Origin of the sequence: Quyinboa sediminis, from assembly GCF_042219855.1 — a bacterium.
Taxonomy (GTDB): Bacteria; Bacteroidota; Bacteroidia; order Bacteroidales; family UBA5342; genus JBHJHP01.
This window is the reverse complement of the sequence record NZ_JBHJHP010000007.1, coordinates 1-25,516: the sequence shown is the minus strand read 5'-3', so window position 1 is coordinate 25,516 and position 25,516 is coordinate 1. Positions and strand designations below refer to the sequence as shown.

22 protein-coding genes are annotated in these 25,516 nt (G+C 42.8%); 19 read left to right on the top strand and 3 right to left on the bottom strand.

The window, feature by feature from the left end:
* Positions 1-120: 120 nt before the first annotated feature.
* From ACE1EF_RS15815 to ACE1EF_RS15725, 19 genes are all read left to right on the top strand, one after another.
* Positions 121-2,940 (top strand): glycoside hydrolase family 2 TIM barrel-domain containing protein, encoded by a 2,820-nt coding sequence (locus ACE1EF_RS15815; protein WP_375721659.1) that lies wholly within the window; start codon positions 121-123, stop codon positions 2,938-2,940.
* Positions 2,941-2,949: 9 nt separating this feature from the next.
* Positions 2,950-4,965, top strand: a complete 2,016-nt coding sequence (locus tag ACE1EF_RS15810; protein WP_375721658.1) for a right-handed parallel beta-helix repeat-containing protein — start codon at positions 2,950-2,952, stop codon at positions 4,963-4,965.
* Positions 4,966-5,011: 46 nt separating this feature from the next.
* Entirely contained in the window at positions 5,012-5,701 is a 690-nt protein-coding gene (locus tag ACE1EF_RS15805; protein WP_375721657.1) for an L-rhamnose mutarotase, read from the top strand.
* Positions 5,702-5,811: 110 nt separating this feature from the next.
* Positions 5,812-8,523: an alpha-d-galacturonidase gene (locus ACE1EF_RS15800; protein ID WP_375721656.1), complete on the top strand. Its 2,712-nt coding sequence runs from the start codon at positions 5,812-5,814 to the stop codon at positions 8,521-8,523.
* Positions 8,524-8,785: 262 nt separating this feature from the next.
* Positions 8,786-11,056, top strand: coding sequence for a glycoside hydrolase family 31 protein (locus ACE1EF_RS15795; RefSeq protein WP_375721655.1), 2,271 nt, complete (start codon positions 8,786-8,788; stop codon positions 11,054-11,056).
* A gap of 107 nt (positions 11,057-11,163) precedes the next feature.
* Positions 11,164-11,328: a hypothetical protein gene (locus ACE1EF_RS15790; RefSeq protein WP_375721654.1), complete on the top strand. Its 165-nt coding sequence runs from the start codon at positions 11,164-11,166 to the stop codon at positions 11,326-11,328.
* Positions 11,329-11,342: 14 nt separating this feature from the next.
* A complete protein-coding gene (locus ACE1EF_RS15785; protein ID WP_375721653.1) occupies positions 11,343-11,732 on the top strand; it encodes a GxxExxY protein in 390 nt (129 codons plus the stop codon).
* 606 nt (positions 11,733-12,338) lie between these two features.
* Positions 12,339-13,403 (top strand): uroporphyrinogen decarboxylase/cobalamine-independent methonine synthase family protein, encoded by a 1,065-nt coding sequence (locus ACE1EF_RS15780; protein WP_375721652.1) that lies wholly within the window; start codon positions 12,339-12,341, stop codon positions 13,401-13,403.
* Between the two features lie 11 nt (positions 13,404-13,414).
* The gene (locus tag ACE1EF_RS15775) at positions 13,415-14,494 is read left to right on the top strand and encodes a Gfo/Idh/MocA family protein (protein ID WP_375721651.1); all 1,080 of its coding nucleotides are present in this window, start codon (positions 13,415-13,417) and stop codon (positions 14,492-14,494) included.
* Between the two features lie 73 nt (positions 14,495-14,567).
* Complete coding sequence (locus ACE1EF_RS15770) at positions 14,568-15,311, top strand: phytanoyl-CoA dioxygenase family protein (protein WP_375721650.1); 744 nt, start codon at positions 14,568-14,570, stop codon at positions 15,309-15,311.
* Positions 15,312-15,335: 24 nt separating this feature from the next.
* The gene (locus ACE1EF_RS15765; RefSeq protein ID WP_375721649.1) at positions 15,336-16,976 is read left to right on the top strand and encodes a sodium:solute symporter; all 1,641 of its coding nucleotides are present in this window, start codon (positions 15,336-15,338) and stop codon (positions 16,974-16,976) included.
* 14 nt (positions 16,977-16,990) lie between these two features.
* Complete coding sequence (locus ACE1EF_RS15760) at positions 16,991-17,869, top strand: sugar phosphate isomerase/epimerase family protein (RefSeq protein ID WP_375721648.1); 879 nt, start codon at positions 16,991-16,993, stop codon at positions 17,867-17,869.
* A gap of 266 nt (positions 17,870-18,135) precedes the next feature.
* Complete coding sequence (locus ACE1EF_RS15755; protein WP_375721647.1) at positions 18,136-18,513, top strand: GxxExxY protein; 378 nt, start codon at positions 18,136-18,138, stop codon at positions 18,511-18,513.
* A gap of 116 nt (positions 18,514-18,629) precedes the next feature.
* A complete protein-coding gene (locus ACE1EF_RS15750) occupies positions 18,630-19,292 on the top strand; it encodes a DUF3826 domain-containing protein (RefSeq protein ID WP_375721646.1) in 663 nt (220 codons plus the stop codon).
* A 20-nt stretch (positions 19,293-19,312) separates the two neighbouring features.
* Positions 19,313-19,981, top strand: coding sequence for a cobalamin B12-binding domain-containing protein (locus tag ACE1EF_RS15745; RefSeq protein WP_375721645.1), 669 nt, complete (start codon positions 19,313-19,315; stop codon positions 19,979-19,981).
* Position 19,982: 1 nt separating this feature from the next.
* Positions 19,983-21,326: a uroporphyrinogen decarboxylase family protein gene (locus tag ACE1EF_RS15740; RefSeq protein ID WP_375721644.1), complete on the top strand. Its 1,344-nt coding sequence runs from the start codon at positions 19,983-19,985 to the stop codon at positions 21,324-21,326.
* On the top strand, positions 21,326-22,222 hold the full coding sequence (locus ACE1EF_RS15735) for a CobW family GTP-binding protein (RefSeq protein WP_375721643.1): 897 nt from the start codon (positions 21,326-21,328) through the stop codon (positions 22,220-22,222). The genes ACE1EF_RS15740 and ACE1EF_RS15735 overlap by 1 nt, the downstream gene beginning before the upstream one ends.
* Positions 22,219-22,905 (top strand): vitamin B12 dependent-methionine synthase activation domain-containing protein, encoded by a 687-nt coding sequence (locus ACE1EF_RS15730; RefSeq protein WP_375721642.1) that lies wholly within the window; start codon positions 22,219-22,221, stop codon positions 22,903-22,905. The genes ACE1EF_RS15735 and ACE1EF_RS15730 overlap by 4 nt, the downstream gene beginning before the upstream one ends.
* Positions 22,906-23,353: 448 nt before the next feature.
* A complete protein-coding gene (locus tag ACE1EF_RS15725; protein ID WP_375721641.1) occupies positions 23,354-24,301 on the top strand; it encodes a glycoside hydrolase family 43 protein in 948 nt (315 codons plus the stop codon).
* A gap of 39 nt (positions 24,302-24,340) precedes the next feature.
* Here ACE1EF_RS15725 and ACE1EF_RS15720 read toward each other — a convergent pair whose 3' ends face one another.
* The 3 genes from ACE1EF_RS15720 to ACE1EF_RS15710 all read right to left on the bottom strand — a co-directional run bounded on the left by ACE1EF_RS15720 (position 24,341) and on the right by ACE1EF_RS15710 (position 25,421).
* Complete coding sequence (locus ACE1EF_RS15720; RefSeq protein ID WP_375721640.1) at positions 24,341-24,499, bottom strand: hypothetical protein; 159 nt, start codon at positions 24,497-24,499, stop codon at positions 24,341-24,343.
* Between the two features lie 81 nt (positions 24,500-24,580).
* A complete protein-coding gene (locus ACE1EF_RS15715; RefSeq protein ID WP_375721639.1) occupies positions 24,581-24,793 on the bottom strand; it encodes a hypothetical protein in 213 nt (70 codons plus the stop codon).
* An 85-nt stretch (positions 24,794-24,878) separates the two neighbouring features.
* Positions 24,879-25,421, bottom strand: a complete 543-nt coding sequence (locus ACE1EF_RS15710; RefSeq protein ID WP_375721638.1) for a hypothetical protein — start codon at positions 25,419-25,421, stop codon at positions 24,879-24,881.
* Between the last annotated feature and the right edge of the window lie 95 nt (positions 25,422-25,516).

The following is a 25,516-nucleotide window of genomic DNA, read 5'->3' as shown; positions in this document are numbered from 1 at the left end:
CCTCTTGCTCCTCCGCTATAGCTTCGGCGACACGCGGAAAGAGGAAGTTGCGTGGGCAGATCCCTTCAGGGAAAAGAAGGGTGAGTGGGGAGATTTATAAAAGCTGTAAAATATTATAAAATGATGCGTGTAAAAAAGCCAATACTGTTGACTCACATTTTCCTGTTATGCATTCTGATAAACTCAGTAGCGCAGGAAACAGAGCAGAAGTACCTGTCCGGAACAGGTGTTGATAATACGGTGGACTGGCAGTTTTTTTGCACAGAAGGGCAGAATTCAGGGGAATGGACAACCATTCCGGTGCCATCTAACTGGGAACAGGAGGGTTTTGGGAACTATAATTATGGCAGAGATAAAGTTCAAAGTTCGGAAAAGGGACTGTATAAATACACATTCACTGTACCGGCAGACTGGAAGAAAAAGCACGTAGAGATTGTTTTTGAAGGTTCCATGACGGATACAGAAGTTAAGATTAACGGCAGATCAGCCGGACCGGTGCATCAGGGCGCATTTTATGCGTTCCGCTATAATATTGGTAAATTGTTGAAATACGGACAGGCTAATCTGCTTGAAGTAAAAGTGTCAAAACAATCTGCCAATGAATCCGTAAATAAAGCTGAACGCAAAGGAGACTACTGGATTTTCGGCGGTATTTTTCGACCGGTATACCTCGAAGCCAAGCCATTGCAAAACATTGAACGCGTTGCAATAGATGCCAAAGCGGATGGAGCACTTAAAGCAGATGTTTTTCTGAATAATGCAACAAAGGCTGATAAAATTTCAGCCAGTGTTTATACGCTCGATGGCAAAGCGGTGGGAGAGCCTTTTTCTTCAGAACTAACCAAAGGGATTAATAAGGTTCAACTGCATACGCTTTTAAAAGACATTAAACGCTGGAATCCGGAAGATCCAAATTTGTATAACCTGAAAATTGAACTGAAATCCAATGGAAAAACCATTCATGAGATAATGACCCGGTTCGGTTTCCGGACTATAGACATCCGGCCAAGAGACGGGATTTATGTGAACGGGGTTAAAGTGAAATTTAAGGGTGTAAACCGGCATACGTTTCGCTCACAATACGGAAGAGCATCCGGTAAAGCTATTAGTATTGAAGATGTGGAGCTGATGAAATCCATGAACATGAACGCAGTCCGGATGTCGCACTATCCACCGGATGGTCATTTTCTTGATGTGTGTGATTCCCTGGGGCTTTTTGTGCTGGATGAAATTGCAGGATGGCACGCGGCCTACGATAATGAAGTTGGCGGCGAACTGCTGAAGGAAATGGTCGTGCATGATGTGAATCATCCTTCCATTGTGATGTGGGATAATGGCAACGAGGGCGGCCATAATCCTTCTTTTGATGCTTTGTTTGCCAGATATGATATACAAAACAGACTGGTGATTTATCCCTGGATGGAACACAATGGCATAGCCACGCAACACTACCGCGGATACGACTACGGCGCTGATACGTACTGGAACGGACGACTGATCACCTTTCCAACCGAATTTCTGCATGGCCTGTATGATGGCGGACACGGTGCCGGGTTGTACGATTTTTGGGAATATATATGGAAAAAGCCAAAAGCCGCAGGAGGGTTTCTCTGGGATCTTTTCGACCAGGGTATTTTGCGGACCGATAAGGAAGGTGAGGTGTATGATACGGATGTAGAGCACGGTGCTGATGGTATTCTGGGACCTAAACTTGAGAAAGAGGCCAGTTATTATGCCATTAAGGAGATTTGGTCGCCGGTTCTGTTGGAACCGTTGGAAATTACACCGTTATGGAATAAAAAGATAGGCATTGAAAACCGGTATCTTTACACCAACCTGAATAAATGTACCTTTAACTGGAAACTGGAGACTTTGCCAGACCCCAAAGGAAAGGATACCCACATAGAACGTTCGGGAAGCATTCCATCTCCTGATCTTGAGCCAAATGAGAAGGGCATCCTTGAAATCCCTGTTCCGGAAAACTGGAAGGAATTTGATGTGCTCGGGATTACGGCAACTGACTCACGAGGCAAAACATTGTATACATGGAATTACCCCTTGGTTATTGCTGCAGATGTTGCTGAAAAACTTATAAATAAAACGCCTGTATCGGATCATCTGAAACTTACAGAAACCGGTAATGCCTATGTGATTAATGCTGCTGAGATTGAGTTTACTATTGGTAAAGCGGATGGTCTCCTTAAAAAAGTGGAAAACGGGAAGGGTGAAATTCCTTTTAAACAGGGGCCGGAACTGAGCGCCGGAATAGCTGTATTCAAGCATATTACCGTTGAAACGTTCCGGGATAGTATCCTTTTACAGGTAAATTTTGACGAAAAACAATCGCGCATAAAGCAGTTTACCTGGACCTTTTACCCGAATGGCTGGGCAAAGGTGCATATTTATTATATGCCTGAAAAATACGATGTCCATTTCGATATGATGGGCGTGAATTTTTCATATCCTGAAGATTTGATACAAGGTGTTAAGTGGCTTGGGAACGGGCCATACCGTGTTTGGAAAAACCGGACACAGGGTGTGGAATTTGGTGTCTGGCAAAAGGATTATAATAATACCATTACATCGGTTGAGCCCATTGTGTATCCCGAATTTAAAGGCTATCACGCAAATATGTACTGGGCAGAAATTCAATCGAAAGAGCAGTCGTTTACTGTGGCAACTTCTACCGATGATGTTTACCTGAGGTTATATACACCGGCTAATCCGGATCCGGTTGTTGAGCGGGTGACACCGGTATTCCCCGGAGGTGATATCTCATTTATGCAGGCTATTCCACCGATAGGTACCAAAACAAATGCCCCGTCAAACCTCGGGCCTTCAGGACAAAAGAATAAATTCTTTGATTACGGACCTTTTGATGACTGGCGAACCAGAAGTCAGCAGATGACCCTGTATTTTAATTTTTCGTCTAACCAGTAAACGTACAACATGAAAACCATTCATTTCAAATTAGCCACTTTATGTTTTGCAGCGCTGTTCTTTTTTTCGGCTTCGGCGCAGAAGATCTGGGTGTCGCCAAATGGAAGCGAAACTGGTGCTGGGACTGAAAATAATCCGCTGAAATCTATCTCATTGGCGTTGGAAAAAGCACAGGAACTCAGAACATCAAATGTTGAAACCATAAAAGACGGAATACAGATTATATTAAAAGCCGGTGATTACTGTCTGGAAAAGCCGCTTGAAATCAAGCCCGAAGATTCCGGAACAGAAGCATCCCCGACAATTATTATGGCTGAAAAAGATTACTGCGTCAGAATTAATGGCGGCGTAAAGGTAGTAGGCTGGCAAAAAGTAAAAGACCATATTTACAGGGCTAAACTGGATAGGGATGAAAAGTTGCGTACCTTATTTATTGATGGTAAACGGATGCACATGGCCGGAACAGATATTCCTGTGCCTGGTATGGGAGAATGGGGTAAATTTGAAATTAAGGGTAATGAACCCTGGGCATTTGGACCCGGTTCAGCCATTGACGGAATAAAATTCAGTGCCGATGAGGTAGTACCATATAAGAATCCTGAAGATATTGAATTGGTTCAGTTTAATGTGTGGACGGAAAAAATACTCTGCGTCAGAGATATGGAAAGATCCGGAGATACTACGATTGTTAAATTTCAACAACCCTATGGAGCCATTGCCACTTCTATGGCCTGGGCCGGAAATATAAATTTTGAAAAGGACTTTGTGATTCGGAATGCATACGAATTACTGGACGCACCGGGAGAATTTTATTTCAATACAAAAAGCAAACAGCTCTATTGCTACTACGATAAAGGAGATATTAATGGTGCTGAAGTCATAGCACCAGTGTCGGAGGGTTTGGTTACCATAAAGGGTAATTCAACCGATAAAAGGGTCAGCCATATTCAGTTTAAAGGCATTGTATTTTCTTATGACCACTGGCCATTAATGGAGGTTGCAGGTTCTCATGGATTTGCCGGAATACAGAGTCTGGGGTTGGCTGTAAAATATATTCCTGATGGCAACTGGCATCCAACAAAATACAACAGTACCGACGTTCCGACGGGTGCTGTTCAGATTGAGAATGCAGCATATATTTCCTTCATCCGGAACCGGTTTCAGGGAATCAGTTCAGCTATAGGTATAAATCTGGTTAACGATGTGAAGCACTGCACTGTTGAAGGGAACTTTTTTAACGACCTTCTTGGGAATGCTGTTAATATTGGTCACCCGCAACACTACGAAATTGGAGATGGTGCTCTATATAAAAAAGGTGTGGAAGGACTTTGTGAATACAACATGGTTTCCAACAACTACATCCGCAATATTAGTCTCGATTTCAGACAGGTAGAGGCCATTACCTCATTTTTTGTCGCCAATACCAGGATAGAACACAACGACATATCGGGCACGCCATACGGCGCCATAACCTGCGGATGGTGGTGGGGAAACGCCAATATTCCACCATCCAAAGTAGCCAAAAATAATAGTATAAGCTATAATAAGGTTGGCAATACCCACCAGGTGCTTGACGATGGCGGTGTCATATATTTACTGGGAGAACAACCGGGTACTAAGGTTGAAGAAAACTATATATTTAACGGACCAAGGTGTATCTATCCTGACGATGGATCTGCATATCTTACCATTGCAAGAAACGTGGTAGATAATCCCAGTTATACACAGTTGTGGTTGCATTTCTGGACGAAGCGCTGTCACGATAATTTCATCACAGGAAACTATGTTAAGAATAATCTTTTCATGGATAACGGTACCAATAACACAATTAAAGATACCCATTCATTCAGGGAAGATGAGTTTTCGGGTGAGGCATTGGAGATTATAAATGAAGCCGGCATTGAAGATGAGTTTAAAGACATTGTTCCCGGTATCGAACCGGAAATGAAAGGTGTAACAGAGTTAGAACCGGTAAAAATTAATATTCACCCCAAAGATTTTAAAGAAAGAGATGTATTCCATTAGTGCATATTTAAAACAGAGGAAGGTAGGTTCAATTAAATTCAATTCTTTGTTTCTGCTATTGATTCTGTTAATGGTGGCCTGCCGTAATTCAGGCAATAAAGTAAGTGAAAAGGGTAACGGAGCGTCTGATCAGTATCGAATGGCCGTGGAGGTTGTTCTGGAAGATGAAGCCGATATGAACCGCCTGTTAGATCAGTTTGCAGAGATTAAATTAGAAAAATTTGCATGGAAGAATCATGTGGTTCTGTTTGGTGATAAAAGCGATACAGCCGGTATTGGGGAAAAAATACGAACATCTGATATTCCGTATGAAGTAAAGTGGTATTTGCATCCTTTTTATGTATTTGATAAGCTAAGCTGTTGTGCTGATACAACGGTAAGTCCTTCCTGGAACGACTATATTTTAACAGCAAATTTAGTAGAGGACACTGTTTTGCAAAACGAATACATGGCCTATCATAAAACACAGTTCACGAAATGGCCGGAGGTGGCACAGGGGTTTTGTCATGCAGGTTTTCAGCAGCTTCTGGTTTTTAGAAGTGGTCGGCAGTTGTTGTTGGTTATATCGGTTCCTTCAGATAAAACCCTGGACGAACTGGATCCCAAAACAGTTGAAAATAATCCGCGCATGGTTGATTGGAACAACCTGATGTCCCGGTATCAGGAAGGCATTGAAGGAACTTCAGATGATGAAACATGGGTTTTTCTGGATAAAGTCAGAAAAGAAAAGAGTTAAAACGTTAACATAAATGTTTTAATAATTATTTATGAAATACTTTGTTTATAAAGTTTTAAACAATGTAAACGATTACATATATTTGCGTTTTATACAAAATTAATGTTCTTATGAGGCTGTTTTCAAATATATTTCTGTTTTTGCTTTCACTGCTGATTTTAGCCACATGCCAATCCGGCGAAAAAATTACAATTTTCACTCAACAGGATTCAAAAAGAGAGGCTTATGCTGTGGAAAAATTGAAGTCCGTCCTTTCTGAAAACGGTTACGCCGTCACTGTAACCTCTGATACCACAGGAGTAAAAAGCAGGATCATTGTTATTCAGAAATTGTCTGAGGGTACTTTGAGTTCTACAGATCCTGAAAAGCAAATTGCTGTACCCATTTCAGATGAAGGTTTTATCATTGATTCGAAGGCTAAGAATATAACCATCAGTGCCAACGGGAGCAGTGGAATATTGTATGGCTGTCTGGAACTGGCAGAGCGGGTTAAGGCTCAGAAGGAACTGCCGGATCTGATCCACGTGGAAGATCAGCCGGAGATGGTCATGCGTGGAACCTGCATCGGTTTACAGAAAACATCGTATTTACCGGGAAGAACGGTATATGAGTATCCGTACACGCCGGAAAGCTTTCCCTGGTTTTATGACAGGGAGCTTTGGATTAAATACCTGGATATGATGGTGGAGAACCGCTATAATTCACTTTACCTGTGGAATGGTCATCCGTTTGCATCCCTGGTTAAGTTAAAGGACTATCCATATGCCGTGGAGGTAGATGACGAAACGTTTAAAAAGAACGAAGAAATATTTGCTTTTCTTACAGAAGAAGCGGATAAACGTGGTATCTGGGTGATCCAGATGTTTTACAATATCATCGTTTCCAAACCTTTCGCTGAGGAAAATGGCATTAAAACACAGGAACGGAGTCGGCCAATCACTCCGCTGATTGCGGATTATACACGAAAATCCATCGCGGCATTCATCGAGAAATATCCTCATGTGGGCCTGTTGGTCACCCTGGGAGAAGCCATGAATACAATTGATGATGATGTGGAATGGTTTACCAATACCATCATCCCCGGGGTTAAAGACGGTCTGGATTCATTAGGCATCACCGAAGAACCACCCATTGTTTTACGCGGACATGATACCGATGCCAAACGGGTGATGGAAGCAGCACTTCCTTTATACAGGAATCTTTACACCATGTATAAATACAATGGAGAATCTCTTACGACATACAGACCCCGTAATTCATGGGATTCCATTCCAACGGCATTAAGCAGACTGGGTTCAGTTCATATTTCCAATGTACACATATTAGCGAACCTGGAACCATTCCGTTATGGTGATCCGAACTTCATACAAAAGTCAGTGATTGCCATGCATGAACGACAGGGGGCAAATGGCTTACATCTCTATCCACAGGCATCATACTGGGACTGGCCTTATACCGCGGATAAAACGGAACCACGATTGTTGGAGATGGACCGGGACTGGATATGGTATAAGGCATGGGCCCGCTATGCCTGGAATACAGAGCGCGACAGCTTGAAAGAAGCCATGTACTGGTCTGATCAGCTGTCCGGTTTTTATGGATCAGGCGGAGAGGATATTCTGCAGGCTTACGAGGAAACCGGCGAAATTGCGCCAAAATTGCTCCGTACATTTGGGATATCTGACGGTAACAGGCAGACATTATTGTTGGGTATGTTTATGGGGCAACTGGTGAATCCGTTTAAATACAATGTATATCAGAGCTTTTTAAATTCCAACGGACCGGAAGGTGAGATTCTGGTGGATTACGCCCGCAAGAATTGGGAAGGCGAACCTCATGTTGGCGAAACACCCCCACAAATCGCCCGGGAAGTGGTTGGGCATGGTGAAAAAGCAGTCAAAGCCATAGATAAGGCAGAGTTATCGGTCACAAAAAATAAGGCAGAGTTCGAACGCCTGAAAAATGATGTCTATTGTTATCAGGCCATCGCCAATTGTTTTGCAGAAAAAGAAAAAGCGGCGGAACTGGTTCTGAGATATAAATATTCAAACGAAGTATCTGATCTGGATAAAGCCTTACCCCATCTGGAAAAAAGTCTCGATTTTTACCGTAACCTCGTCAAGCTTACAGAAAATGCATATCTCTATGCCAACAGCATGCAGACGGCGCAAAGGCGCATACCGATAACTGGCCGTGATGGCACCAATAAAACATGGAAAGAGCTGCTGCCTCACTATGAGGCTGAACTGGATAATTTCAAACGTAACCTGCAGATGTTGAAATCCAAGGGCGAAAAAGGTAAAACATTTGAAGTGCTGCAACCGCTTAAGGTAGATATTTTAACTAGTGGCGTTCAGCGATATCCTCTGGTACCGGGAGAACGGGTGTTTAGCGACAATAGGGCGAAGATAAAAGCTGTAGCACCGGAGCTGAAGAACCTTTCAGGTGTGCAGTTTTCGGATAACGGACAACGGCAAAACGGAACAGTCTTAAAGTTTAAAACTGATCAACCGGTTAAAATTCTGGTAGGCTATTTCAATACCAACTCATACACCACACTTCGTCCGCCAACACTTGAAACCAATGCACAGGCTAATGATCGGGGTCAGGCCGATATTAAGATTGCCAATGCGTTGGATATTCCCGGGTTATATCCGGTTAATATTTACACCTACCAATATGATGCCGGTGAGCATGAGCTGGTATTGGGCAAAGGCCGGGTACTTATTCTGGGATTTATTGACGGAAATGCAACCATTCCCATTCATGATGCAGGAATAGGAGCTGAAGATGGCGCTTCAGTGGATTGGTTGTTTTATTAGTGAGACCCGGATTTCAGAAACGAAGTGAACTGAAATCTGATGGACGAACTAATCCCGATCGTGTATCGGGATAGTGAGACGTGAGGTTATAAGTATTGTTAACATGAGAAACGAACTCATCCCGATCGTGCATCGGGATAATGAGAATTAAGTCTATCCGTATGGTCAGGAGTGAGAAACGAACTGATCTCGATTATACATTGGGATAGTGAATTAAGAAAGACTTGAAATACAAGTAGGAAATAGTAACGAAAGGCATTTAATGAAACAAACCAATTATCAGTTGTTTGATTTTCTGGATTTCGATCCGGCTTTAAATGGTGAGGAAGTCCTTTGGAAAGCCTGTGCCCCAACAAAAATTATAGCGGAAGGAACAGATGTGGTGCTGACAGTTCCCTTTCAAAAGCAACTGATAAGCAATGATATTACACCTGATACAAGTGGAGAACGGATCAATACTCAACTTAGATTAAGGGCTTATGGTGATAACATCCTTCGGGTAGCCTTTGGAACGAATGTGGCAGAGATGAATGATTCAGTGATGCTGCAGGTGAGAGAAGGACTGGAAATAACACCACTTCGAATACAGCAAAATACAGATGAGTGGTTTGTTCTGGATCAAAAAGGATCAGTTCGTGCAAGTCTGAACCGCAAAGCACATTCTACAGACTACTGGAGTAACTTGCTGCCGGCACCACAGGAATCCCTGGAGCTCACCTTTTTCCCTGAAGCGGACAAGGAAATCAAAATCAGTGCCTTTGATCAGTTTTTTCCGGCCAGGCATGATGCTTTTGCTTTAGCACTGGCTGAAAAAAGCGGCAAATTCAATCGTACGACAGTATCCTTTCACATTGATCCCGATGAAAAGTTTGTGGGTACAGGTGAACGATTTACCAAAATGGATTTATCCGGGCATACTTTTCAACTGAAAAACCAGGACGGACAGGGCATCAATAACAGGCGTACCTATAAGAATATTCCGTTTTACCTGTCCAGTAGGATGTATGGTGTATTCATGCATACATCAGCTTATGGTAAATTTTCCCTGGGAGATCATTCCACACGATCGGCACAATTGCTGGTGGAAGAACCGGAACTGGATCTGTTTCTGCTTGGCGGTCAGACACCGGAAGAAATTCTGTATAATTACCGCAGTCTGACAGGTTTCCCTAAGATGTTGCCCCTGTGGAGTTTTGGTACATGGATGAGCCGGATGACTTACTTCTCTGAGGATGAAGTCAATGGAATCTGTCAGCGTTTGAGGGATGAAGATTATCCCTGTGATGTGATTCACCTGGATACCGGTTGGTTCAGAACAGACTGGCTCTGTGAGTGGAAATTTAATCCGGAGCGGTTCCCTGATCCAAAACGGTTCATTGGAAACCTGCGGGAAAAAGGATTTAAAGTCAGCCTTTGGCAAATGCCATATATTGCAAAAGATGCGGAGCAACACGATGAAGCGAAAGCCAACCGATACATGTGCGAATTGAAAGAGGCTAAACAACAGGGTGGCTCTAACTTCAGTGCACTCGATTATGCCGGAACCATCGATTTTACCTATCCCAAAGCAGTGGATTGGTATAAAGGATTGTTGAAGGAATTGCTGGAGATGGGCGTTGTTTGCATCAAAACAGACTTTGGTGAAGACATTCACATGGAAGCAGAATACCATGCCATGGAGCCGGAGAAACTGAATAATCTGTATGCCCTGCTTTACCAGAAGGCTGTATTTGAGATTACCAAAGAAATGACTGGTGATGGTATTGTCTGGGCACGTGCCGGTTGGGCGGGCTGTCAGCGGTATCCTTTACATTGGGGAGGTGATTCCGCCTGCTCCTGGGATGGGCTTGCGGGATCATTAAAGGGAGGTCTTCATATAGGACTTTCAGGATTTGGATTCTGGAGCCACGATGTACCGGGCTTTCACGGAGTTCCTGATTTTATGAATTCCATGATACCCGATGATCTGTATGTCCGCTGGACGCAATTCGGGGTATTCTCGTCGCATTTGCGTTACCATGGCACCTCAAAGCGGGAGCCTTATGAATATCCTAAAATCAGCGGCATTGTGCGTCAGTGGCTCAAACTGCGCTATGCTTTGATTCCATATATTCTGGAACAAAGCGAAAAGACAACACAAACAGGCTTTCCTGTCTTAAGGGCTTTGATCTTTTACCATCCGGAGGATAAGATGTGCTGGCACATTGATGATCAGTATTATTTTGGTGAGGATTTTCTGGTGGCACCGGTCATGAACAGTGAAAACAAACGGGATATTTACCTGCCGGAAGGATTATGGATCAATCTTTTTAACGGTGAAAAATACACTGGTCAACAATGGTTAAACGGTTTTGAATGCCCGTTGGATGAAATGCCGGTATGGGTCAGAGAAAATGCAGAAATTCCGGTGTATCCATATGCTGTCAGCAATACAGATGAAATTGATTTAGAGAAAACTATAAGACTTAAGTTTAACAAAACATATAACGGTTTAAGTAAAACAATAATAGGAAAATTGACGGGATTTAAATGAATTGGATATAACCACAAAGGACACAAAGATATCACAAGGAGCACAGAGAGACATTAAAACTTTGTGACCTTGGTACCTTCTTCGTGAACTTGGTGGTTAAGAAAAAAATGAGAGATATAACCACAAAGGACACAAAGGAATTGCAAAGAGTGCGGAGAAAAACAAATCATTGTGACCTTGGAGCCTTCTTAGTGAACTTCGGGGTTAAAATGGAAGAAGTAAAGTTTAGGACTGCAAAGGGCACAAAAGAAATTAATAAGGAAGTAGAGTAAACATAGTATAAATTATGACTGAAAATCAAATTGCTACAAAAATAGTTAATGAAGCTTTAGCAGTTCATAAAGCACTTGGTCCGGGTCTGCTTGAGAGTGCCTATCAGGAATGTTTGGCCTATAAACTTTCAGAGGCAGGCTTATATGTCCAGAAGGAGAAACCTATGCCCCTTGTATTTGAAAATGTAAAACTGGAAATTGGATATAGAATTGATATTCTTGTGGAAAATAAAGTTGTTATAGAAATTAAAAGTGTTGAAGCGCTTAATGATGTTCATCTTGCACAAACATTAACGTATATGAAACTAGGTGATTATAAGCTTGGTTTACTAATTAATTTTAACGTGGCATTACTTAAAAATGGAATTAAAAGAGTAATTAATGGAGAATTATCCCATTTATAGTGAAGGAGATAAACGTATCAGACTTGGTGACCTTGGTGCCTTCTTTGTGAACTTGGTGGTTACGAAAAAAATAAAGGATTTAACCACAAAGTACACAAGGTAATCGAAAAGAGCACGGAGGGAGTAAAAAACTTAGTGAGCTTACTGTCTTCTTCGTGATCTTGGTGGTAAAAATAAAAGAAGTAAAGTGTATAACCACAAAGGGCACAAAGGAATCACAAAGAGCACGAAGAGAGTAAAAAACCTTGGTGACCTTGGTGCCTGCTCGGTGACCTTGTTGGTTAAGAAAAAATAAGAGATTTAACCACAAAGAACACAAAGATATCACAAGGAGCACAGAGAGACATTAAAACTTAGTGACCTAAGTGCCTTCTTCGTGAACTTAGTGGTTAAGAAGAAAGAAGTAAAGTGTATAACCACAAAGGACACAAAGGAATCGCAAAGAGCACGGAGAAAAACAAATCATTGTGACCTTGGTGCCTTCTTAGTGAACTTCGTGGTTAAGAAGAAAGAAGTAAAGTGTATAACCACAAAGGACACAAAGGAATCGCAAAAAGCACAGAGAAAAGTAAATCATTGTGACCTTGGTGGTAAAAACAAAGAAATATGAATACCTGGAAAAATAATATGGAGGAATCAAAGCAGCGGTATCTGGACTGGTGGAACGGTAAGGGTATCGTGCTGAGCATGTGGGAACATCTGTACAAGGATGGGAAACCGCATGATGATATAATCAAACCTCCTGAACCAAAGGATATAAAACAGTACTGGTTCGATCCGGAATGGCGGGCCGATAATCTGAATTACCAATTGTCGCGGAGTTCGTTTAAAGCTGATATTCTTCCCGTTGCCAATACACACCTGGGGCCCGGTTCACTGGCAGCTATGATGGGAGCTGAACTGGACGGTGGTGAAGATACCATCTGGATCAAACATAAGGAAGGAACACCGTTAAAACTGGAGCTGGATGAGAATGATCCCGCCTGGCAACTGCATCTCGATTTGTTGAAAGCCTGCAAAGCCAGGGCAAACGGCAACTATTATGTAGGCTGTCCCGACCTGGTGGAAGGGCTTGACGTGCTGGCCAGTATCCGTGGAACGCAGGACACCTTGATGGAGATGATCATGGACCCCGAAGGTCTGGAACAGCAACTGCAGAAAATTAATGATGTGTATTTCCAGGTTTTCGACCGGATTTATGACATCATCAATGAGGATGGCGAAATGGCCTTTTGTTATTTTTCTTTGTGGGCACCCGGAAAAGTTTCCAAGCTGCAATCCGATATTTCCATCATGTTTTCCGAAGACGACTATATCCGTTTTGTGCTGCCATTCATAAAAGAACAGTGTCAGAAAATCGATTATACCTTGTATCATCTGGACGGTGTGGATGCTCAACGCCATCTGGATGCCATTCTGAGCATTGAAGAACTGAATGCTGTACAGTGGACACCGGGAGTCGGAGAACCGCAGGGAGGTGATCCGCGCTGGTACGATTTGTATAAAAAGATTCTGGCTTCGGGAAAATCCATCATGGCTAACTGGGTCACCCTCGATGAGCTGGAGCCCCTGATTGATAACATTGGCACGCAGGGTTTGCACATTAATGTGGACTTTAAGACAGAAAAAGAAATTGATGCAGCATTAAAAATTGTAGATAAATACAGGTAATTGAAAGGCGTATGATAACGTTAGGCATTTTGGGACTGGGAGAAGGCAGAAGCACGATTTCTGCAGCGCTGAACAGTAAGAATATCAGGTTAAAAACCATTTGTGATATCAATGAGTCGCTTTGTCAACAGCGTGCCAAAGAGTTTGATTTTCATTATTACACTACGGATTATTCCGACATGCTGAACGATCTGGAGATTGACGTGATTGGCATTTATACTCCGGATCATTTGCATGCAGAACACATAAAGCTGGCTTTGAGTCATCATAAGCACGTAGTGTGTACCAAGCCTTTGCTGGATGATCTTTCAGTTGCAGTGGATTTGCTTGAATTGAGCCGAAAAACCGGTAAGAAGCTTTTCGTGGGGCAGAGTTCCCGGTTTTTTGAGCCCATGAAAAAGCAGCGGCTCGATTTTGAAAACGGTGAGATCGGTGAACTGATTACCATAGAGGCCAACTACAATGCTGATCACCGGTGGTTCCTGGGGAAAGGCTGGTCGTTGCAGGACAGTTTTAAATGGCTTTTTGGCGGTCTGAGCCATCCGGTGGATTTTATTCGCTGGTACCTGCCGGAGATAGATGAGGTGATGGGTTACGGCATGCTGAGTCCGAATGGTAAAGCCGGCGGACTGAAAAACGAAGATACCATGCATTTTATTTTTAAGGCTATGGATGGTCGCATTGCCAGTGTGAGCGGATCATATTCGGGTCCGGTTCAACCCTTTATTCGCGAAAGCGAGATGACCTGTATTTTGCGTGGAACTCAGGGATGCAGTCAGGCAGATTACATGGATTTACGCTATACCATCTCGAACAAGGATGGTGAGGACAAACAAATTACCTTTGATCACATGCTGAAATATTACTTCCGGTTTGAAGGAAAATCACATCATGCCGGAGAATATAACAACTACCTGGAGCATTTTGCAGAAAGCATTATTCATGATTTTACAGCCTATCCAGATCTTAAAGAGGGTATCGGCACCATTGTGCTGTTAAAAACAATGGAAAAATCGTTGAAGTCGGGAAAGCCGGAAAAGGTGGCAAATACTATAAAAGAATACGGACTGGAAGACTATTTGAATGGATGAAAAGAAGCGAATAGTAATTCACCAATGATACAGGTTTTCGACAGGGAATTTGTAGGTGCAAAAACGAAATATTATGAAAACACCCATAACAAAAGAACAAATTGAGCAGTACAAACGGGACGGCTTTGTCATATTGCGCAATGTTATTTCACCTGAAATGATTGAAAAAATTCAGGACGAATGTGAACGGTTCATTATGGAGAAAGATGCCGAAATGGATGCCAAAGGCGTGGAAGTGGATGAGATTAACCACAAAGGCAAACGTTATTTTATTGCCATGCGCAGCGGCGATAGTAAGCCGATGCAGGATTTGATCTTCGGAAACGAAATGGAGCAGATAACCCGCAGTATTTTGGGTGACGATGTTTACCTTTTTCTGGAACAGTATGTGGTAAAAGCTGCAGATAAGGGCATGACCTTTTCCTGGCATCAGGATTCGGGATATGTCACGGAAAAGCATGAACCATACCTGTCGTGCTGGATGCCACTGGATGATGTAACTGAGGAGAATGGAACGGTGTATTTGTTGCCGTATGATGACGCCGGTACAAGAACGCGGATCGATCATACCCTGCAGGAAGGCACGAATGACATGGTCGGTTATTTTGGCGATAACCCGGGTATTCCTGCCATTCTGAAAAAAGGGGATATTGCCTTGTTTTCCAGCGTTTGTTTTCATCGCAGCGGATCAAACAAAACCAATAAATCACGCCGGGTATTGTTGATGCAATATTCAAAACAACCCATTAAAAAGGATAACGGAGAGGTGTTGTATATGGCCGAACCTTTTATTGTTAACGGCAAACGAATGAAATAAATCCCAATATAACCACTGATACGCATGGAACAAATTCACGAATTTTTAAAAGCTCCCGATTTTATTATAGTAGGCATTTACCTGCTGGTGCTTGTTGGCATTGGCTATTGGGTTAGTTTTGTAAAAAAGGACAAGAATCAAAAGGAAGAAAACCTGTTTCTGGCAGGGAGGTCGCTGGGTTGGTCCAGCATCGGCCTGACCATGTGGGGAACCAATGTAGGGCCGTCCATGCTGATTGCTTCTGCCAGCATCGGTTACACCACGGGTATTGTAGCCGGAAACTTTGGCTGGTATGCCTTTGTGTTTATCTTTCTGCTGGCTGTAGTATTTGCCCCACGTTATCTGGGCGCCAATGTGCAGACCCTTCCCGAATTTATGGGGAAACGGTTCGGGCAGTCCACCAGAACAATCTTAGCCTGGTATACACTGGCTACGATCCTAATCTCATGGCTGGCACTTACACTGTTTGCCGGCGGTATTCTGGTGAGCCAGATCCTTAATCTGCCACTCTGGATGTCGGTGATCATTCTGGTAATCATCGCTGCTTTTTTTACCATCGCGGGCGGACTAAAAGCCATTGCCTACACCAATGTGTTTCAGATGATATTGTTGATTGTTGTTTCGCTGGCTTTAACAGTAATCGGCGTGATAAAAGCCGGCGGGCCCATGGAGATTTTTCATGCCACACCGGGTGAATACTGGAACCTGCTTCTGCCGCGTGATAATGCCAGCTATCCATGGCTGGCAATTGTACTGGGCTATCCCGTAATGGGCGTGTGGTTCTGGTGTACGGACCAGTCCATGGTGCAATCTGTACTGGGTGCTAAAAACCTGCAGCAGGGACAGCTTGGTGCTAATTTTACAGGTTGGCTGAAAATTCTGGATGTGGCGCTGTTCATCATACCGGGAATCACCTGTTTTGTATTGTTTCCGAACTTAAGTGACCCCGATGAGGCCTACATGACCATGGTAACACGCCTGCTGCCAACCGGCATGGTGGGCATGGTGATGGCCGTTTTGATTGCGGCGCTCGTCAGCACCATCGATTCTGCTTTGAATTCACTGAGTACTGTTTTTACTATGGATATTTACATTAAAAAATTCAGGCCCGAAGCCTCACAAAAGGAGATTGTAAATATCGGTCGTGTGGTGACGGTAGTTGGCGCTGTCATCGCAGTTTTTCTGGCCATTGCTTTTGAAAGCGTCAGCGGACTGAACCTGTTCGATAAGTTCCAGGCGGTACTTGGCTTTATCGCACCGCCCATGTCTGTGGTCTTTTTATTTGGTGTACTCTGGAAAAAGACAACACGGCGGGCTGCTAATTTTACCTTATCAGTCGGAACCATCATCAGTATTGGCATAGGAATCATCTACATTTTCATAAAGCCGGAGATGCTGGCAGGACTTAATCCATCGTTTATTTTTACACCGATACATTCCTTTGTGACCTTTCTGCTCTCCATTCATTTTCTGCTGTTATCCTTTTACATCTTTGTCCTTTTGGCAGTTTTAGCTTTTTTAATTACCATGTTGGATCCAAAATCAGAAAGCCAGAATGAACTGGATTACGGAAAGCTGCCTACTCCAACAAGAAAAGTATGGATCATGTGGGGCGCATTGATTTTGGTGATGGTCAGCATGTATATAATTTTTAACGGCCACTGAAACAGATCGATTCAATGAATGAAAAACGTAAAATTGGTATTTGGTTTGCACTGGTTTTGATTGTTGGAATAACAGCGTGTCAACCGGTCCAAAAAGAACAACTTTATAAGGTTGGAGTAGTGGATTTGATGATTCTGAAACGTCAGAAACTGAGCGCACTGCCCTTAGCTAAAGAACTTGGTGCCGATGGTGTGGAGGTGGATATGGGAGGCCTTGGCAGCCGCCCCACGTTTAATAATAAACTGGTTGATCCGTTAATAAGAAAGCAGTACCTTGATACGGCCAGGCAACTGGGTATTGAAATAAGCTCGCTGGCCATGTCAGGTTTTTATGCCCAGTCTTTTCCAACCCGTGAAGGTGCAGTGGAAACTGTTCAGGATTGCATCAATACTATGGTGCTGATGGGCGTTAAAGTAGGATTTCTGCCACTGGGAGTGGAGGGTGATTTGATCCGTTATCCGGAACGTCGTGATGAGATTGTGGAACGCTTAAAGGAAGTAGGCAGGAAAGCTGAAGCAGCAGACGTGGTCATTGGCATAGAAACTGCATTGGATGCAAAAGGTGAAGTGGAACTGCTGAATGATATCGGTTCACCAGCCATTCAGATATGTTTTAACTTTTCAAATCCCATCAAAGCAGGTCGGGATGTAAGTGAGGAATTAATGATTTTAGGAAAAGACCGGATATGTGAAATCCATGCCACCAATAAGGATGGTGTCCTACTGGAAAACGATCCGCAGGTGGATATGCAAAAAATAAAAGCCACGCTTGACGACATGGGCTGGAGTGGCTGGCTGCTCGTGGAGCGTTCACGGGATGCCAGTAACCCAAGGGATGTACGGGGCAACTTCGGAGCCAATGTTCGGTATCTGAAGTCAGTCTTTCAGGAGTGATGTTTCCCGCTGATTACGCAGATCACCGCAGAAAAAATTAATAAAATCTGCGAAAATCAACGCTATCTGCGGGAGAATATAACGAAAGTATCATATTAATCGCATGATCAACGTATTATGAATAATAAAAAAATCCGCGAGAATCTGCGCTTTCTGCGGGAGAAAATAAAGAAAGCATCACATTAATTGCGCGATCAACGTAGTAGGTATAATAAAAAATTCCGCGAGAATCAGCGACATCTGCGGGAACTATAAAGTAAAATTTAATGACAGAAAATGAAATTTCATATAAGATAAGAGGAGCCATTTATAATGTTTATAATGCTTTTGGTCCTGGTTTGCTTGAATCGGTTTATGTCGCTGCATTAAATCAGGAATTATCAAATATGGGATTTGATGTTAAGCGGGAAGTAGCGGTTCCTGTTTATTATAATGAGCAGAAACTTGAAGTAGGTTTTCGTTTGGATTTATTAGTGAATGATAAAGTTATTATAGAAGTTAAATCTATAGAAAATCTTGCAGAAGTACATCATAAGCAGGTTATCACTTATTTAAAGTTAACTGATTTGAGACTTGCAATTTTAGTCAATTTTAATGTTGATAATATCAATGATGGTATATTTAGAAAGGTAAATGGGCTGTAGAATATAATGTTTCCCGCTGATTACGCAGATCACCGCAGAAAAAATTAATAAAATCTGCAAAAATCAGCGCTTTCTGCGGGAAAAGGTATTGAATGGTAACATAAAAACATATAACAATGAAACAGAAATTAAGTATTTTGCTGGTATTAATTTTCGGTCTGGGAATGTTTGGTTCAGCTAATGCAAAAAAACACAAAGATCAGGAATATTGGGGTGTTGTCAGCCAGCGGGCAGAAAAGATCGTTAAAACACTGAATATTAAAGAGCAGGAAAAGTTTGACAGGATCAGGGACATGATTGCGCAGCAGTATTACGATCTGAATAAGACCTACGACAAACGTGATGCATCAATTAAAGCGATCAAAGAAAATGTTAAGAACGAGGAAAAAGTGGATGCAAAGATTGGCAAACTAAAGAAAAAGACAGAGAAAAAGATTGCTAAGTATCACGAAGCCTACATAGAAAATCTGTCCGGAGAGTTAACACCTGAACAAGTGGATGCAGTTAAAAACGGGATGACCTACAGCGTACTGGTTCACACTTATAATGGATATCTCGACATGTTACCTGATTTGACGGAGGATCAGAAGGAATATATTATGGATGCCCTGGTTGAAGCGCGTGAAAAGGCAATGGATGCCGGATCATCTGATGAAAAGCATGCCTGGTTTGGCAAATATAAAGGCCGGATCAATAATTACCTTTCAAAAGAGGGATATGATCTGAATAAAGCCAGCAAGGAGTGGCATGAACGTTTGAAAAAGGAACAGGAGAAATAATCACAACATTACGGATAACTATGAATGAACTATTGACAAAACTGGCCGAGTGTGTGGAATTCGGGAAAATAAATAAAACCTCGCCATATCCGCCGCAGATGAAGGATCAGGATGGTGCAGATGAGTTGGCGAAACAGGCCCTCGATGCCGGTATTGGTGCACAGGAGATCTTATCGGATGGACTAATGCCGGGCATGGAAAAAGTAGGTATAAAATTTCGCGAGAATAAAATATTTGTACCGCAGGTATTGATGTCGGCAAAAGCCATGAGTACAGCCATGGTTCACCTGAAGCCTTATTTTATTTCGGGAGCTGCCAAACAGAAAGGTACATTCATCATTGGCACAGTCCTTGGCGATTTACACGATATTGGTAAAAACATGGTATCCATGATGGTGGAAGGAAACGGCTACAAGGTGGTGGATATTGGAACAGATGCCAATACAGATAAATTTCTGGCCGCATTGGAAGAAAATCCGGGAGCATTTGTGGGTCTGTCTGCATTGCTGACCACAACCATGGCCAACATGGAACGGATTACAAAAGAGATTAAGGAAGCACATCCTGATACATTGATTGCTATTGGTGGTGCGCCGGTAAATGATGACTTTTGCAAAAAGATTGGTGCCGACAATTATTCTCCTGATCCTCAGGCATTGGTAGAGTTTTTAAACAGCAAAGTAGCTTAGCATGAACGGATTAAAGTTACTGGAGCAGGCGTTTAAACTCCAGGAAGTCGAACGCATTCCATGGGTGCCTTTTGTGGGTGTTCACGGCGGAAACCTGATCGAAGTGGATGCTGAAGCGTATCTGAAAAATACGGATCACATTGTGAATGGGATCAGTAAGGCTATTGAATTATATAAACCGGATGGCATTCCTGTGGCTTTCGATTTGCAGATAGAAGCTGAGATACTGGGATGTAAACTGGCCTGGAGTAAAGATAATCCGCCTGCTGTGGTTTCACATCCATTGAATGAGGGCGTTGCACTGAGCGATCTGAAGCTTCCGAATGCAACGGATGGCCGTATTCCTGTGGTATTGGAGGCTGCACAACAGTTGAAAAGCAAACATCCTGATCTGGCCATATACGGCCTTATTACCGGACCGTTTACCCTGGCCCTGCATCTGTTGGGAACCGATATCTTTATGAAACTTTTTGAAGATCCGGACTATGTGAACGAACTGATGGAATTTTGTGCACAGGTTGGAATCTGGCATGCTGAACTGCTTATGGACGCAGGCTGTGACGTGATTGCCGTGGTTGATCCGATGACCAGCCAGATCGATCCTATGTCCTTCGAAAACTTCGTGAGTCCCTTTGCGACGAAAGTATTTGAGGCCATACGGGCCAAGGGAAAATACAGTTCCTTTTTTGTTTGTGGTCACGCACAGCAAAACATTGAAGTCATGTGCGACTGCAAACCGGATAATGTTTCCATAGATGAGAATATTCCACTGGATTTTGTAAAGGATATTGCGCTGAAAAAGGGCATTAGCTTTGGTGGTAATATGAAACTGACCAGCGTGCTGTTGCTTGGTAATGAGATGGATTCCAAAAAGGAAGCCGTAACCTGTCTCGATCAGGGCGGGACAAAAGGTTTTATTCTGGCGCCTGGATGTGATTTGCCGATGGATACCCCGGTTGAAAATCTTAAGGCTGTCATTGAGGTGGTTTATGACGATTATGTCCGCCAGGTGACCCGGGAGATGGAACACAGCTCATCCTTACAGCCTTTGAGCCTGGATGGCCATTTTGTGGATGGTAAAGTTATAGTGGATGTCATCACACTCGATTCATCCTCATGTGCGCCATGCCAGTATATGGTTGAAGCCGTAAAGCATGCAGCTACTGAGTTTGGTGATAAAGTAGAAGTAATTGAACACAAAATAAAAGACAAGGAAGGTATTCAGATGATGCTGGCGCTGGGTGTGCAAAACGTACCCACGACCTGCATCAACGGGAAGGTGGAATTCATCAGCCAGATTCCGCCGCGAACCGCTATAGTTGAAGCCATAAAGAAACAGTTCTGATGAGCATTCCCCTGCATTTGGTTACCGGATTTCTGGGAAGCGGTAAAACATCGTTTCTTACGCACTACCTGAAAAAGGCCGGTGCAGGCCAGCATATTGCCATCATTCAGAATGAGTTTTCACCGGTTAATATCGATGGCCGGCAATTTACACGGCATGGTGAATATCATGTTCTGGAGATCAATAACGGATCGGTGTTTTGTGTCTGTTTACTGGGTTCATTTGTTGGTTCATTGCTTAAATTTATTGAAAAATATAACCCGGATTTATTGTTAATGGAGACCTCCGGACTTTCGGATACCATTGGTGTGGGTCAGATTTTTCAGTCGAGAGAACTGGCGGGGAAAGTATTTCTGGATCATGTGTGGTGTATGGTTGACGCCAAACATTTTGACAAAATTCCTGCTCTTAAGTTGCGTTTGGATCACCAGTTGAGAAGTGCAGATACCATTATTCTGAATAAGGTGGATCTGGTGGAAAACACGGATGAACTGATGGAGCAAATCAGGACCGTAAATCCCTTTGCAAGAATCATGAAAGGGACCTTTGGACAGATCAGTCTGGATACGCAGAAAAAAGCATTAAACCTGTTCCCTTCGGATCAGAATGAAGCTCTGGGCAGGCCGGATATTGGATCCTATGTAATACGGAGTAATCAAGCCATCAACAGGGAGAAGCTGAAGGCTTTTTTTGACCGGTTCAAAACAGATTGTATGCGGTGTAAGGGTTACGTGAAAATGGATGATGGAAATACGCTTATGATGCAGGGTGTGATGGGAGATTTGAATACAGAACCGATCCGTGACTATAGTGGAAATACCGAATTTGTAATTATCGGGCATTTCAGGAAAGATGAGAATCTTCAGGTGGTGTTTGACGAATATTGTAAAGCATGATAACAGAACGACAGTATACATTTGAGGAACTGGAAATCGATCGGTTATCCATCATAAAGGATTTGGGATACGATGAAGCTTCTTTTTATGAACCATTTCCCACATATCTGGATCAGGCCCTGACGGATTGTTTTATGCTGAAGGATATTAAGGGTGCTTTTGTTATTGCTGATGCTCCGGATTTTGAAAGCAGCCGGACATCCGTTGGCATAAACGGTGAAGTATTTAAATTGGGGAAAACCATAAAAAAGGAACTGGAAGGATCAGACAGACTTGCATTTTTTGTATGTACAGCCGGAAAAACGATCAGTCACAAATCGGACAGCCTGCTGAAGGGTGTTGATCCGGTTCTGGGTTATATATACGATGTGATTGGCAGTGCCATTGCAGAAGCCGTGGGCGATAAGTTGCAGGAAGAGGTCAGAGCGAGAGTTGAGAGTGATGGTGAGAAGATCACCAACCGCTACAGTCCGGGTTATTGCCACTGGAATGTGAAGGATCAGCATCAGTTGTTTGATCTGTTTGGCGGTACGGTTTGTGGCGTGTCTCTGACACCATCGGCATTAATGATGCCGGTAAAATCCATCAGCGGTGTATTTGGCATTGGAAGGAATGTGGAGTTTCATGACTACCAGTGCAGTCTGTGTAATCTGGAGAATTGTGTATACAGGGATAAACACTGATAATCATAAGCTTGCGATAGATATAAGTGTTTATCGATTACGTCCCGGACGGGACTCGTGAAAATAGGTGTAGATCTGGTTTTACCAACATAAAGTCCCTACGGGACTGTCCCATTAGGGACTGGATATAGGCAGAAAGATGAGACCAACAAAAATTATTGTCCTGTAAGGACAGGATATAATAATATAAATTTCAGTTGTCCGGTTAAAGCTTCAGAGATTCCTCCCTTCACTCGGAATGACAGGCAGTTGCTGGTTGTTAGGCTGGAGGATGGGTTGGTTTGCTACAGATTCGAAGACCAACCCATCCTCCAGCCCCATATGAACCTAAGAGACTGTCGTTCTGAGCGTAATAAAATGAAGCGAAGAATCTTTAATTAATATTGGTTTTTTAACCGGACAAGAATGAATATAAATTAAATTTTTAATAAAAACTGTAAATACCATCATGAAAAACACCGTATTGCTATCGTTGTTGTTGCTGCTGATGTTTGCATCCTGCAAACCCGAAAAAGAATACTACATGTTTAGCACCTTTCGTGAACCGGCTACCGAAGGCTTGTATCTGGCGTATAGCGAGGATGGCTACCACTGGAACGACCTGGGCGGACCATGGTTGAAGCCGGAAGTGGGTACGCAGAAAGTCATGCGGGATCCGTCGGTGGTAAAAGGGCCGGATGGCACTTTTCATATGGTGTGGACGTCTTCATGGCGCGGGGATTATGGTTTTGGCTATGCCAGCTCAAAAGACCTGATCAACTGGTCGCCTGAAAAACACATTATGGTGATGGATTACGATACATCCACGGTAAATGTGTGGGCGCCGGAATTGTTTTACGACAGTGACAGTGACCGGTATATCATTGTGTGGGCTTCCACCATTCCTTATAAATTTGAAAAGGGGATAGAGGAGGAGCGCAATAATCACCGCATGTATTATGTGACCACCAAAGATTTTGAAACCTTCTCGGATACCAAACTATTTATCGATCCGGGCTTTAGTTGCATAGATGGTACCATTGTAAAGCGTGGTAAGCAAGACTATGTACTTGTATTTAAAGATAACACCCGTCCAAACCGGAATATTCTGGTGGGCTTTGCCAAAAATCCACTGGGGCCATATTCTGATTTCTCGGAACGCTTTACGGCTTTTAAAACCGAAGGTCCCACTGTGGCTAAAGTAGGCGATAAATATCTCATCTATTTCGATCAGTATGGTGACTATAAATACGGAGCAGTTAGTACAACCGACTTTAAAACCTTCACCAATATATCAGATCAGGTATCCTTACCCAAAGGCCATAAGCACGGCACTATTTTTAAGGTGAGAGAGAAAGTGCTTGATGGGTTGAAAGCAAACGTAAAGACGGTACATTCAGAAGAAACAATGCAGTAGAGACGCGATTAATCGCGTCTCAATAACATTTCAATAATTTTATTCTTTCAATCGAATGGCGAGCATTTCTGCAGTAGCACAAATTTCTCCATTGGCGGATAAGGTCATATCCACCCAAACCTTTCTGCCTTCCATTTTTTTAAGATGCCCTTTTAATTCCAGTTCAGTACCCATCGGTGTCATGGCTTTAAAGTCCACTTTTAAGGAAGCAGTCACGCAACGCACAGGGATGGGCAATTCAAACGGAATACCTTCAATCTGGCAGATGAAAGCTGCAGCTTATCCCGTGCCATGGCAGTCCAGTAATGAGGCGACCAATCCACCGTACACACTGCCCGGAATGGCTGTATATTGGGGGTCAGGTGTAAAATGTGCAATTGTTTCATTGCCCACCAGGTAGGTTTTCAGGTGCAATCCCTGTGGGTTATTTTTTCCGCATCCGTAACAATGGGCAAGGTTTTCCGGGTATAAATCCTGTATGGCTTTTGGCATGGCTGTAAAGTTTGAGGTAAAAATACAATAATCCTGAAAGAAGGAACTGATTCGATGATTTCAAGTCTTCAGATTGGCCTATTAATCAGATGTCTTTTTTATTAAAAAGAAAATACTTGAGTGATAGTTTGTATCCTAACTTAAAACTCATATCTTCTCTGAAACCCCAAAGATCCTGCCACGGACCAACACCAAAGCTGGTATTGATACCGATAGCAAAGTTTGGTTTTATATAATATTCTAAACCAGTGCCAATATTTACATGGTAGTGATGTGATGCAACATATGAAACAGGGGTGTAATGATCTGTTACCCAGCGGTAACTTAAAAATGACTGGTAGAATACTTTTAACTTTCTTTTATTTTGATGGGGATACAAATAAATACCGCTGGAAAGACCATTACTGGATGAGAACTTATATTCGTCATATTCGAATCCTGCAAAGAATATAACCTTGCCGGTTTTATAACCAGCAATTGAAGCCAACTGAACCTCATTTTTCAGTCTCATGGCCTGTCCGCTAAAAACATAGCCTTTTTGCTCATTAAAGGAAACATCCTGACAGTAAGCTTTTACCGGAAAAATGAATATGAAAACTGAAAGCACAGTTAATAATCGCTTTGTCATAATTAACGTGAGTTCGATCTAAGCAGTTTTTGTAATTCTATGTTCATCAATAACTTCCGTATTAATTGATGGCTTTTTAGGTAAGAACTGATAGG

What these genes read in the sequence shown, in the direction of transcription:
- ACE1EF_RS15725 (WP_375721641.1), top strand. Translation starts at nt 23,354, where the DNA reads ATGAAAAACACCGTATTGCTATCGTTGTTGTTGCTGCTGATGTTTGCA.
- ACE1EF_RS15755 (WP_375721647.1), top strand. Translation starts at nt 18,136, where the DNA reads ATGACAGAAAATGAAATTTCATATAAGATAAGAGGAGCCATTTATAAT.
- ACE1EF_RS15765 (WP_375721649.1), top strand. Translation starts at nt 15,336, where the DNA reads ATGGAACAAATTCACGAATTTTTAAAAGCTCCCGATTTTATTATAGTA.
- ACE1EF_RS15710 (WP_375721638.1), bottom strand. Translation starts at nt 25,421, where the DNA reads ATGACAAAGCGATTATTAACTGTGCTTTCAGTTTTCATATTCATTTTT.
- ACE1EF_RS15795 (WP_375721655.1), top strand. Translation starts at nt 8,786, where the DNA reads ATGAAACAAACCAATTATCAGTTGTTTGATTTTCTGGATTTCGATCCG.
- ACE1EF_RS15775 (WP_375721651.1), top strand. Translation starts at nt 13,415, where the DNA reads ATGATAACGTTAGGCATTTTGGGACTGGGAGAAGGCAGAAGCACGATT.
- ACE1EF_RS15810 (WP_375721658.1), top strand. Translation starts at nt 2,950, where the DNA reads ATGAAAACCATTCATTTCAAATTAGCCACTTTATGTTTTGCAGCGCTG.
- ACE1EF_RS15785 (WP_375721653.1), top strand. Translation starts at nt 11,343, where the DNA reads ATGACTGAAAATCAAATTGCTACAAAAATAGTTAATGAAGCTTTAGCA.
- ACE1EF_RS15770 (WP_375721650.1), top strand. Translation starts at nt 14,568, where the DNA reads ATGAAAACACCCATAACAAAAGAACAAATTGAGCAGTACAAACGGGAC.
- ACE1EF_RS15715 (WP_375721639.1), bottom strand. Translation starts at nt 24,793, where the DNA reads ATGCCAAAAGCCATACAGGATTTATACCCGGAAAACCTTGCCCATTGT.
- ACE1EF_RS15750 (WP_375721646.1), top strand. Translation starts at nt 18,630, where the DNA reads ATGAAACAGAAATTAAGTATTTTGCTGGTATTAATTTTCGGTCTGGGA.
- ACE1EF_RS15745 (WP_375721645.1), top strand. Translation starts at nt 19,313, where the DNA reads ATGAATGAACTATTGACAAAACTGGCCGAGTGTGTGGAATTCGGGAAA.
- ACE1EF_RS15740 (WP_375721644.1), top strand. Translation starts at nt 19,983, where the DNA reads ATGAACGGATTAAAGTTACTGGAGCAGGCGTTTAAACTCCAGGAAGTC.
- ACE1EF_RS15730 (WP_375721642.1), top strand. Translation starts at nt 22,219, where the DNA reads ATGATAACAGAACGACAGTATACATTTGAGGAACTGGAAATCGATCGG.
- ACE1EF_RS15800 (WP_375721656.1), top strand. Translation starts at nt 5,812, where the DNA reads ATGAGGCTGTTTTCAAATATATTTCTGTTTTTGCTTTCACTGCTGATT.
- ACE1EF_RS15790 (WP_375721654.1), top strand. Translation starts at nt 11,164, where the DNA reads ATGAGAGATATAACCACAAAGGACACAAAGGAATTGCAAAGAGTGCGG.
- ACE1EF_RS15780 (WP_375721652.1), top strand. Translation starts at nt 12,339, where the DNA reads ATGAATACCTGGAAAAATAATATGGAGGAATCAAAGCAGCGGTATCTG.
- ACE1EF_RS15815 (WP_375721659.1), top strand. Translation starts at nt 121, where the DNA reads ATGATGCGTGTAAAAAAGCCAATACTGTTGACTCACATTTTCCTGTTA.
- ACE1EF_RS15735 (WP_375721643.1), top strand. Translation starts at nt 21,326, where the DNA reads ATGAGCATTCCCCTGCATTTGGTTACCGGATTTCTGGGAAGCGGTAAA.
- ACE1EF_RS15760 (WP_375721648.1), top strand. Translation starts at nt 16,991, where the DNA reads ATGAATGAAAAACGTAAAATTGGTATTTGGTTTGCACTGGTTTTGATT.